We start from the raw sequence: 12,215 nt of genomic DNA, 5'->3' as shown, positions 1-12,215 counted from the left end.
ATGGATCATTCTGAGATGCAAAAAGATGACATGGAAGGTATGGATCATTCTGAGATGCAAAAAGATGATATGGAAGGTATGGATCATTCTGAGATGCAAAAAGATGATATGGAAGAGATCAATCATTCGGAAATGAATATGGGTGGTAATCAACCACCATCAGACGCAAGGGATCCACATGCCTATTCAGATGGTTTTACACTGACTAAGGGTCCTTATGCATTCTCAGAGAAACGCGTTCTGAAATTAATGGATGAACATTATTTCGGATCTTTTTTAGCTGATCGACTGGAATATGATGCAGATAATGATGCTGTCATATTTGACCTTCAGGGCTGGTATGGCAGCACCTACAATCGATTTACGGCCAAGCTTGAAGGTGACGTGGTCGATGGCAAGTTAGATGAAAGCCAATCGGATTTATTGTGGACGCATGCTATCAGTGCTTTTTTTGATACTCAGTTGGGCGTGAGATTTGATCAGTACGACGAAGGCAAAAATCGTCAATGGCTGGCTTTTGGTGTTCAAGGACTCGCTCCCTACTGGTTCGAATTGGATATGACTGCCTATCTTGGAGAGAGTGGTCGATCTGCAATATCAGTAGAAGCTGAATATGAACTGCTGCTTACGCAACGCCTGATTTTACAGCCCCGTGCAGAGCTGACTGCCTATGGTAAAAAAGATGAAGTTAATGGTATAGGCAGTGGCCTGTCTGATGTTGCGATCGGTATGAGACTTCGTTACGAATTCTCACGTCAATTCGCACCCTACATCGGTATTGAGTGGACCGAGAAGTTTGGAGAAACTGCAGATTTGGCCCAACTAAATGGTAATGATGACAGCGACACTATCTATGTTGCTGGTATTAGGTTCTGGTTTTAATCTCTCTATATAGTTTTACCTCGACTAAGGAGTCGCCGTATGAAACGTCATTTATTGTTATATTTAATTGCTTTACCAGCTCTGGTGCTGACTTTAACTGCGCAGGCACATGATCCAAAAGAGCATATGAATGAGAAGCAGACACCGGACTGTGCTGCGATGAAAGAGATGGATCATTCAAAAATGAATATGAATGATCCCGTTATGCAGGCCATGATGCAAAAATGTATGGGTAAAGATACGAAAATGTCATCAGACGGACATGATGAGGCAGAGGTAAAAGAGCCAGCTAAACACAAACACAAGTAGTAATGGATGACTAAAATTAAGGAATAAACATGGTGTCTTTTGGTTTTGTGCGATGTATCAAGTGTCTTTCTGTTGCAGCTGGGTTGATGGTGCTGACAGGGATAGCGTTTATCTACTCAGGTCTCTACCCGATGGGTGCAGATAATCAGCATACCAAGCTTACTTTTTGGGTGCTGGAAACTTTACGCGAGCGTTCAATTAGTCGGGCGGCTCAAGACATTGAAGTACCCTTAGATCTGGATACGCCAGCACGTTTACTGCGAGGCGGTTCAGATTATGCCGCAATGTGTGCGAGTTGCCATCTTGCGCCAGACAAAAACGAGACAGATTTTACCAAAGGGCTTTATCCGAAGCCTCCTAATTTAACAATGACACATTTAGATCATGGTGACCCTAAAGATCAAGACAAACAATATTTTTGGATTATCAAACACGGTATTAAGGGTTCAGGCATGCCGGCTTGGGGACCTGGGCATACTGATGAACAAATATGGAATCTAGTTGCTTTCCTAAAGCGATTACCTGAATTGACACCTGCCCAATATCAAATATTAACAGCAAACGTTCCTGAGTAATTTTCCATAATTAATACTTTAATGGGCATTGATTTCCTGAGCAATATTAGCTCCGAATTGAATTTAAGTTTATTGTTAGACATATAGTGGGCAATGGACCGGAGGATTCATGAATAACCAGGGAGATAGAACCACACAGTACAGGGAAGGCAGCTTAACGTTGGCTGGAACGGTTATGCTGGGAACCGGTGTTATGATTGGTGCTGGCATATTTGCACTCACCGGCCAAATGGCGCAGATGACCGGAGCACTGTTCCCGCTTGCTTTTCTTGCTGCAGCCGTCATAGTCAGCTTTAGTGCCTATTCCTACATCAAAATCTCCAACGCTTACCCCTCCGCCGGCGGTATTGGTATGTATCTGCATAAAGCTTATGGCGACCGGTTGCCAACTGCTTTTAATGCTTTACTAATGTACTTCTCAATGGTGATCGCACAAAGCTTTTTGGCGCGAACATTTGGTTCTTATACCATGCAACTTTTTGGTGGTGATGATAGCGGTATCATGGTGTCTATTCTCGGCGTTTCACTGATATTGGCTGCCTTTGTCATTAATCTTTCAGGCAATCGTCTGATTCAAGGTGTGGCCTCTTTTATTGGTGTTTTAAAAATCGTCGGCATTCTGATTTTTGGACTGGTGGGCGTTTGGATCGCCAACAGTATCTCAGTCGACTTTTCAAGCCCAGGAGAAGCGGGAACCTTCGGCAACTTCCTCGGTGCAACTGCACTGGGAATACTGGCCTTTAAAGGATTCACCACTATTACCAACAGCGGTTCTGAGGTAAAAGATCCTAAACGCAACGTGGGGCGTGCCATTGTTATTTCTATCGCGGCCTGTGTGGTGATTTATAGCTTGGTCGGTTTTGCTGTAGCGAGTAATTTGTCGTTGTCAGAAATCATAAAAACACAGGACTATTCTCTTGCAGCAGCAGCAAGGCCTGCCTTGGGTGAATATGGTGTGTGGTTTACGGTTGCTATTGCCATGATGGCGACTGCCGGTGGTATTTTGGCCAGCATATTTGCCGTTTCCAGAATGCTGGCAATGCTGACGGAAATGAAACTGGTTCCGCATCGGCATTTCGGTATGCCGGGTAGTATTCAAAAACATACGCTGGTCTACACGGTCGTTTTAGGACTTATTCTGACGGCATTTTTTGATCTGTCTCGAATTGCTGCACTGGGTATTGTGTTTTACCTCATTATGGACATTGCCATTCATTGGGGCGTGCTACGTTATTTGCGTGATGATATAAAATCCAATAGATGGGTGCCAACGACAGCGATTATTTTAGATTTGCTCGCGTTAGGGGGCTTTGTCTGGGTAAAACTGAATACAGATCCGTTTGTGATTGGGGTGGCAGTTGCTACGATGATTGTTATCGCTGTGGCTGAGCATATTTTCCTGAAAAAAATGGCTAAGCGTGGATCATTAAGTCAGAATAAATCGCATCCGCATCGTCACTAAAATCTGAAATTTTCCTAAAGGATAGAACGACTATGTCTGACCACAAGCATGCTCATCATCAAGATCAACCGGCACATGACGCTCATTCTGAAAATGATCCGGTCTGTGGCATGAGTGTGGAGCCACAAACTGCGCAGCACAAAAGTCAATATGATGCTAAGAATTGGTACTTTTGCTCTTCAGGTTGCAAATCCAAGTTTGACGACAACCCAAATCGATATTCAGGTGATCAGCAAAAGTCGGTACAGCCGACAATGCCAGGCACGATTTACACCTGCCCAATGCATCCTGAAATCCGCCAGCCAAAGCCTGGCGATTGCCCCATTTGTGGTATGGCTCTAGAACCTGAGCAAGTCAGTTTGAATGATGGGCCTTCTGAAGAGCTAAGGGATATGACTCGCCGGTTTTGGATCGGTTTGATACTGGCATTACCGGTATTGGTGCTTGAAATGGGCGGACACCTGACCGGACTCGATCATATTGTGCCGCCGCAGCTATCCAACTGGATTCAGCTGGTACTGGCAACGCCTGTAGTTCTCTGGTGTGGCTGGCCTTTTTTTGTCAGGGGCTGGAAATCTGTTATTAGTCGTAATCTGAATATGTTTACCTTGATTGCCATTGGTACTGGCATGGCGCTGCTCTACAGTCTGGTAGCAACTCTGATGCCGCAAATTTTCCCCGATGCCTTTCGTCAGGCGGATGGTTCTGTCGCTGTCTATTTCGAAGCGGCTGCAGTGATCGTTGTATTGGTATTGCTTGGGCAGGTATTGGAATTGCGAGCGCGGGAAAAGACTTCCGGCGCGATTAAGGCCTTACTGGATCTGGCGCCAGCAACTGCCAGAAAGCTGGAAGATGATGGTGGTGAATCTGATGTGCCGCTGGACGAAGTTAAGGTTGGTGATCGCCTGCGGGTACGTCCGGGCGACAAGGTACCATTAGATGGTCAGGTGCTTGAGGGTAACTCCAATATCGATGAATCACTGGTGACCGGTGAGCCGTTGGCGGTCAGGAAGACCGCTGGCGATCAAGTTATCGGTGGCAGTATTAATCAGCAAGGCAGCTTTATTATGCGCGCCGACAAGGTTGGCCGGGATACGATGCTGTCTCAGATTGTACAGATGGTAGCTAATGCCCAGCGCAGCCGTGCACCCATTCAGGGATTAGCAGACAAAGTGGCGGGTTGGTTTGTCCCGGTCGTTATCGTTATAGCCGTTATCGCTTTTATCGTTTGGTCATTTTTCGGCCCGGCGCCACCAATGGCTTTTGGTCTGATTGCAGCGGTTAGCGTCTTAATTATTGCCTGCCCGTGTGCGTTAGGTCTGGCAACCCCTATGTCCATTATGGTTGGTGTCGGCCGGGGTGCGCAAAGTGGTGTGCTGATCCGCGATGCAGAAGCGCTGGAGCGTATGGAAAAGGTCGATACGGTTGTCATCGATAAAACCGGTACCCTGACTGAGGGCAAACCGCAGGTCACGAAGCTAGTTACAGCGAATGGACTCAGCGAAGCTGAGCTGATGCGTTATGCAGGTGGCCTTGAAAAAGGCAGTGAACATCCATTGGCCCACGCTATTTTAGAAAAGGCCAGGGCAATGGATCTTAAGCTGCCCGATGCTGAAGATTTCGATTCCCCTAATGGTAAAGGGGTCACAGGTTCGATTGATGGCCAGCGGGTTTTATTGGGAAATCGTCTGCTTATGGAAGCAGGAGCTGTGGATACCGCAGACTTTGACAATGAAGCTGATACGCTTCGCAGGGATGGGGCTACCGTGATTTTTGCCGCAGTCGCTGGCAAAGTTGCTGGCTTACTGGCTATTGCCGATCCGGTTAAAGAAACTACTCAAGCGGCCATTTCGGCGCTGCAAAAAGAGGGTATCCGGATCGTTATGCTGACTGGTGATAATCGTACCTCGGCCGAAGCCGTTGCCCGCAAGCTGAATATTGATGAAGTAGAAGCAGAAGTCTTGCCGGAAGACAAAGGCAAAATTATTCAGCGCCTTAAAGATGAAGGCCGGATTGTGGTAATGGCTGGTGATGGGGTAAATGATGCGCCTGCGCTGGCAACGGCGGATGTTGGCATTGCTATGGGCACGGGCACTGACGTGGCGATTGAAAGTGCCGGTATTACTTTGTTGCGAGGTGACCTGATGGGTATTGTTGAGGCCCGACACTTATCGTTAGCAACTATGCGCAATATCAGACAAAACCTGTTTTTTGCTTTCATTTACAACGCTGCCGGGGTACCGATTGCCGCTGGGATTTTATATCCGTTTTTCGGCATATTGCTGTCGCCCATCTTTGCAGCGGCGGCCATGTCACTCTCCTCGGTGAGCGTTATCATGAATGCACTGAGGTTGCGGCTTGTTAAATTATAAAAACTTAGCTCAGATGGGTTTTATGACCTGTCATTGCTGGAAACTTAAATTAAAATATTCAGGTCATACTTGCTTTTAAAATCTATAAAAGTATTATTACAACAATGCGCATAGTACATCTATTACTGCTTTGTCTTTCGTTGGCTTTTGCCAATGTTAGCTATGCGCATAGCTCTGAGACAAATTGTCCTATGGAGCAAGGCGGCAGCATGGCCATGATGAACCATGCCGATATGCCAGACTGCTGTAATGATGCCATGACGGTCGCTAAAACAGGCGAATACTGTAAGGCAGATCAAGATTGCAGCATCTCTAATGTGGTTATCCTTTTTTCTGTTCCATCATGGAACTTCGTTTTCACTGATAGGCGTTTGGCACGAGCGGGTATACCGTTTGTGCCTACCTTGGCGCCTACTGACCTTTGGCGTCCGCCAACCTTAAGCTGATCCCATTTTTCCGTAGCGTTTCAAGCTGCGACTTATCTCCATGCTTGAAACATTTGCGTTGCATTTGCTGCAATGCCTCTGAATTCATCGGATCCAGCTTATGTCAAACTTATTTACCAGAGCCGTTGTGCTCAAAAGTTATTCGCCACCAATCTGGCGAATTCACTGGCTAAGCTTTATTGCATTATTGACTGCCAGTTTTGCAACTGCCGTCATGGCGCAACCACAAGTTTCATCTGAGCCACTAAGCCTTGAGAATGCATTGCAACTTGCTGAGCATCGCTCTCAGGCCTTGTCAGCGCAAGATGCTGCAGCGCAAGCCTCCCAAGAGCTGGCCATTGAAGCCGGTCAACTTCCCGATCCCATGCTGGAGTTATCTGTAAATAACCTGCCAGTCAATGGTCCCATGGCTTATAGCCTTACGGAAGATTTTATGACCTCTCGCAATATTGGCATTTCTCAGACATATACCCGTGAAGCCAAGCGCCATGCCCGTGCCAACGTGTTTGAACGTAAAGCAGATAAGGCGCAGATAACTAAAAAACTGACACTTACTGAAATTCGCCAAAACACTGCATTGGCCTGGTTTGATGTTTATTACCAGCAGCAAATGTTGGAACTATTAACACGCCAGCAGCAAGAGGCAAGCTTACAAGTTCAGGCTGCTGAAGCTGCCTATCGTGGTAGCACCGGTCCACAATCCGATATTTTTCTAGCCAGATCGACTGTCGCAGAAATCCAGGATCGTATTTATCAAGCTCAAGCGCGCCTTGATAATGCCAAAACAACGCTATCGCGTTGGGTCGGGGATATTAACAATATCTCTTTACACGCTGCGCCTGACATTACTCAGTCTTCGCTCAACACACAGCATTTATATCATCAGGTAACTGAACATCCAGATATTGCTGTATTGAAGGCTGAGGAGGCGGTTGCAATGGCTGAAGCTAAGGCCGCACGTCAAGAGAAGCAAGCTGATTGGACTTGGTCAGTAATGTATGGCGAACGAAGTTCAGGTTTTTCGGACATGATTTCGATTGGTGTCAGCGTGCCGCTGCAATGGAATCAGGAGAACCGCCAGGATCGGGTGGTGGCTGCCAAATTGGCCCAAGCGGACCAGGTGCGAGCTGAACGTGAGGAAATGACCCGGGAACATATCGCTGAGACAGCGCGCTGGCTTGATACCTGGAAAAGTAATTTAGTCCGGCTCAGTGACTATGAAGCCGCTTTGATTCCCCTTGCCAGCCAGCGCACTAATGCTGTACTGGCCGAATATCGTGGCGGGAAAGGCAAGTTAGTGGCAGTGCTTGATGCCCGAAAAATGGAAATTGCTACGCGTATAGAAAAACTGCGGATCGAAATGGAAACCGCAGCGCTTTGGGCCACATTGGAATATCTGATATTGCCCGATAGTGCCGTCATTCCTTCATCCCGCACCATGGAGTTCAAATAATGAATCGCAAATACATTTTTTTATTTTTAGTCATGGCTCTGATGACGCTTATTGCTGGTTATGCTGCTTATCAATGGGGAATGCAGCAAGGGATGGACATGTCTTCATCGAGTTCAGAGAGCATGGCGGGTAATGCCAAGACCACTGAAGATCCTTCAAGTTGGGGGATTGCCGAAGGCGAAAAAGCGACCCGCCGTCATATCGACGCTGGAATTAAAGCCGGTGATATTGATCCGGTCACGGGTCAAAAGATTCTTTTTTACCAAGATCCGATGGTCCCCGGCAATAAATTCGAGACGCCCGGTAAATCACCTTATATGGATATGATGCTGGTGCCAGTTTATAAGGGTAGCGCTGGTGGTGAGAGTGCAACCGATGAGCCCGGCGTTAGCATTAACTCCCGCCTACAACAAAATATTGGCATACGGACGGCTTTGGTAACCAAACAGGACATAGCGACACAGGTGACGGCGGTAGGTGCTATTGCATGGAACGAGCGCGAGGAAGTGAATGTTCAAGCCCGTGCGCTGGGTTATGTGGAAAAGCTTTACGTAAAGGCCACCCTGGAGCAGGTCAATAAAGACCAGCCGCTTTTGGCTATCTACGTACCTAACTGGGTGGCCGTACAAGAAGAATTTCTGGCTCTTAACAATATGCAAGGTGAAGGATTAGATGAACTGATAGCAGCCTCAATTGCCCGCATGCGCCAAGTGGGGATGAACGAAGCACAAATCCGTCAGGTAAAAAGCACCGGCAGACTTCAAACGCAGCTGATTATTACCGCCCCCATTGATGGCGTCATCACAGAATTAGTTGCCCGCGAAGGCATGACCATATCAACCGGTTCCACATTGATGCGTATTAATGGATTAGACCCCGTCTGGGCGAATGCTGAGGTACCGGAGAGTCAGATTGCATTACTCAATCCTGGTGATCCCATCACCGCCAGCAGCCCGGCTTTTCCCGGCAAACAATTTAAAGGTCAAATACAAAGATTATTACCGGAAGTGAACCCTATAACACGCACCCTTAAGGCGCGTGTGGTGTTGGACAATCCACAGGGTGAATTGGCGCCGGGAATGTTCGTCAATATGCAGTTGGCAGGCAAACAAATTAACGATGCGCTGATGGTGCCAACCGAAGCGCTTATCCGAACGGGCAAACGCACCTTAATCATGCTGGCACTCGATAACGGCAGTTTTCGCCCGGTTGAAGTCATAACCGGACGCGTAACTGATGATAAAACCCAAATCCAGCAAGGACTGCAGGAAGGTGAACGGGTTGTGGTATCAGGTCAGTTTTTGGTGGATTCAGAAGCCAGCCTGAGAGGTGTTGAAGCGCGACTAAGTGACGATAACACGTCGAAAGTCGATGACCATTCAATGTCTGAGATGACAATGGAAACTCATCAGACCGAGGCACAAATCGAAGCCATAAACGGGCAGATATTGACTTTGACCCATCCGGATATTCCCACCCTGGAGTGGCCGGGTATGACCATGGACTTTGAACTTTCGTCATCACTCAATCCAGATGAACTGACGGTGGGTGAGCAAATTGAAATTGCCTTTCGTTTAGAAAAAGGCGCGGCGCCATTGATTGTTGAGTTTCAACCGCTCTCAAAAGCTCCTGAAATGGCAATGGAGAGTCATGAGACGCAGGCAAAAATCGAAGCTATAGACAGGCAGATTTTGACGCTGACCCATCCAGATATTCCCAGCTTAAATTGGCCGGGCATGACCATGGACTTTGAATTGTCATCCTCGCTGGATCCTGATGGGCTAACAGTGGGCGAGCAAATAGCAATTGAGTTTCGCTTAGAAAAAGGCTCGGCACCTAAAATTATCGACCTGCAGCCTTTGTCAGCCGAGACTGAAATGGAAGGTGCAAAATGATTGCTAGACTCATACGTTGGTCGATCGACAACCGTTTTCTGGTGTTATTGGCGACGCTGATGATGCTTGCCTGGAGCTTGGTATCTTTATCACGCACGCCGCTGGATGCGCTGCCTGATCTCTCGGATGTTCAGGTGATAATTAAAACGAGCTGGCCGGGACAAGCACCACAATTGGTCGAGGATCAGGTGACTTATCCATTAACCACGACCATGTTATCGGTGCCCGGTGCCAAAGTGGTTCGTGGTTTATCATTCTTCGGCGATAGCTATGTCTATGTCTTGTTCGAAGAGGGTACCGATCTGTATTGGGCCCGCAGTCGGGTGCTGGAATACCTTAATCAGGCGCAGTCAAGGCTGCCGGATACGGCAAGTTCCTCAATCGGTCCGGATGCCACCGGTGTGGGTTGGATCTATCAGTATGCTTTGGTAGATAAATCCGGTACTCAGGATATTTCGCGGCTGCGCGCTTTGCAGGATTGGTTTCTTAAATTCGAACTGAAAACCGTCGCCAATGTAGCAGAGGTCGCAACTGTCGGCGGCATGGTCAAGCAGTACCAGGTGGTTGTCGATCCCGACAAATTAGCCACTTATCGCATACCGCTTTCCCGTGTTATTGAGGCTATCAATAATGGTAATCAAGAGACCGGCGGTGCGGTGCTGGAAATGGGTGAAGCGGAATATATGGTTCGCGCCTCGGGCTACTTGCAAAGCTTGGAAGATTTTCAATCCATTCCCTTACTAACCACTGATGCTGGTATATCAGTGACATTGGGCGATGTCGCGCATATTCAAATCGGCCCTGAAATCCGGCGGGCTATCAGCGAGCTCGACGGTGTCGGTGAAGCTGTGGGAGGTATCATCGTGATGCGCTCTGGAAAAAACGCTCTGACCACCATTGCTGCTGTGAAAGACAAATTGAAAATGCTGCAAAAGAGTTTGCCCGAGGGCGTTGAGATTGTGACGGTTTATGATCGCTCTGGGCTAATAGAACGCGCTGTCGATAATCTCACAGAAAAGCTTATTGAAGAATTCATTGTGGTGGCATTAGTGTGCCTTATTTTCTTATTCCATCTTCGTTCAGCCTTGGTGGCGATTGTTTCACTGCCGCTGGGGATCTTGATGGCTTTTATTGTGATGCACTGGCAGGGGATCAACGCTAATATCATGTCACTTGGTGGTATTGCCATCGCTGTCGGTGCCATGGTCGATGCAGCGGTGGTGATGATTGAAAATGCTCATAAACATTTAGAACGCTGGTATGAAAAACATCCCGGATCAAAGCTAGAGGGCGACAGTCGCTGGAAGGTGATAGGTGATTCTGCCGTTGAGGTGGGCCCCGCGCTGTTTTTCTCGTTGTTGATTATTACGCTGTCTTTTATCCCAATTTTCACCTTGGAAGCTCAGGAAGGCCGGCTATTCTCTCCATTGGCATTTACCAAGACTTATGCAATGGCCGCAGCAGCAGGCCTTGCTGTAACGCTTATTCCGGTACTAATGGGCTACCTTATTCGGGGCAAAATTCCTGCTGAACAGGCTAATCCACTTAACCGGTTTTTAATTGCATTGTATCGACCTATATTGGCAGGCGTACTGAAGTTTCCAAAGATGACCTTAGTGGTCGCCAGCGCATTGTTACTGACAAGTTTATGGCCTTTACAACATATCGGCAGTGAGTTTATGCCGCCTCTGGACGAAGGGGATCTGCTTTACATGCCCAGTGCTTTACCCAGTCTATCTGCCGGTAAAGTAGCCGAATTGTTACAGCAGACTAATCGAATGATCAAAAGCGTGCCGGAGGTAAAAACCGTCTATGGCAAAGCCGGACGTGCGGATACGGCAACTGATCCTGCGCCACTGGTTATGTTTGAAACTACCATTCAGTTCAAACCCCGTGAAGAGTGGCGGCCGGGTATGACCAAAGAAAAATTGATCGCCGAATTAGATCGGACAGTGAAGGTGCCTGGCCTGACCAATATCTGGGTACCACCGATTCGTAACAGACTTGATATGCTGGCTACCGGTATCAAGAGTCCTGTGGGCGTAAAAGTTTTGGGGGAAGACTTAAACGTTATTGATGGCATTGCTGGCGACATTGAAAAAGTCCTCAAAGATGTACCTGGGGTCACCAGTGTTTTTGCTGAGCGCCTCACCGGTGGTCGTTACGTCGATGTTGATATTAAACGTGATGCCGCGGCGCGTTATGGCCTTAATATTAATGATGTGCAGTTGATTATCAGTTCGGCTGTGGGAGGCATGAATATTGGCGAAACGGTGGAGGGACTGCAGCGCTTTCCCATTAATGTTCGCTACCCCCGGGAGATCCGGGATTCACTGGCCTCGTTACGGACCTTGCCTATCGTGACTATTCGCGGCCAGCAATTGTTACTGTCTGATGTTGCGAACATTAGCATCAGTGACGGTCCGCCCATGGTGCGCAGTGAAAACTCGCGGTTAGCGGGGTTTGTGTATGTTGATATTCGGGATCGGGATTTGGGTTCGGCGGTAACCGATATGCAGCAAATCGTCGCGGAGCAAGTCGATTTGCCGACCGGCTATTCAATCACCTGGTCCGGACAATTTGAGTATCTTGAGCGCGCCACTGCCAAGCTCAAGCTGGTGGTGCCTTTCACTTTGCTTATCATCTTTGTTTTGTTCTACCTCACGTTTAAGAATTTTGGCGAAGCATTGCTGCTAATGGTGACTTTGCCATTTTCTTTAGTTGGCGGCATCTGGCTGCTATATCTGCTGGGACACAACTTGTCGGTGGCGAGTGTGGTCGGCTTTATCGCTTTAGCCGGGGTAGCAGCCGAGTTTGGCGT

At 47.8% G+C, this 12,215-nt stretch carries 9 protein-coding genes; all 9 read left to right on the top strand.

All coding sequences use genetic code 11. The features are described 5' to 3' along the window. On the top strand, positions 1 to 882 hold an 882-nt coding region (locus LGT40_RS01445), incomplete at its 5' end, for a copper resistance protein B (protein WP_226343140.1). 39 nt (positions 883 to 921) lie between these two features. Continuing rightward, a complete protein-coding gene (locus LGT40_RS01440) occupies positions 922 to 1,191 on the top strand; it encodes a hypothetical protein (protein ID WP_226069897.1) in 270 nt (89 codons plus the stop codon). A gap of 29 nt (positions 1,192 to 1,220) precedes the next feature. After that, positions 1,221 to 1,766: a c-type cytochrome gene (locus LGT40_RS01435; RefSeq protein WP_226069898.1), complete on the top strand. Its 546-nt coding sequence runs from the start codon at positions 1,221 to 1,223 to the stop codon at positions 1,764 to 1,766. A gap of 109 nt (positions 1,767 to 1,875) precedes the next feature. Further along, positions 1,876 to 3,228 (top strand): APC family permease, encoded by a 1,353-nt coding sequence (locus LGT40_RS01430; RefSeq protein WP_226069899.1) that lies wholly within the window; start codon positions 1,876 to 1,878, stop codon positions 3,226 to 3,228. Positions 3,229 to 3,260: 32 nt separating this feature from the next. Then, positions 3,261 to 5,600, top strand: coding sequence for a heavy metal translocating P-type ATPase (locus tag LGT40_RS01425; protein ID WP_264177790.1), 2,340 nt, complete (start codon positions 3,261 to 3,263; stop codon positions 5,598 to 5,600). Positions 5,601 to 5,809: 209 nt separating this feature from the next. Next, positions 5,810 to 6,046 (top strand): hypothetical protein, encoded by a 237-nt coding sequence (locus LGT40_RS01420; protein WP_226069900.1) that lies wholly within the window; start codon positions 5,810 to 5,812, stop codon positions 6,044 to 6,046. Positions 6,047 to 6,146: 100 nt separating this feature from the next. Continuing rightward, positions 6,147 to 7,499, top strand: a complete 1,353-nt coding sequence (locus LGT40_RS01415; protein WP_226069901.1) for a TolC family protein — start codon at positions 6,147 to 6,149, stop codon at positions 7,497 to 7,499. Then, entirely contained in the window at positions 7,499 to 9,394 is a 1,896-nt protein-coding gene (locus LGT40_RS01410) for an efflux RND transporter periplasmic adaptor subunit (RefSeq protein WP_226069902.1), read from the top strand. The genes LGT40_RS01415 and LGT40_RS01410 overlap by 1 nt, the downstream gene beginning before the upstream one ends. After that, positions 9,391 to 12,215 (top strand): efflux RND transporter permease subunit (locus LGT40_RS01405; protein ID WP_226069903.1); only part of this gene is annotated, 2,825 nt, incomplete at its 3' end. The genes LGT40_RS01410 and LGT40_RS01405, both read left to right, overlap by 4 nt.

Source organism: Methylophaga pinxianii (assembly GCF_020447225.1).
Classification (GTDB): Bacteria; Pseudomonadota; Gammaproteobacteria; order Nitrosococcales; family Methylophagaceae; genus Methylophaga; species Methylophaga pinxianii.
The sequence above is the reverse complement of the archived record's forward strand: the minus strand, read 5'-3'. Positions and strand labels throughout refer to the sequence as shown.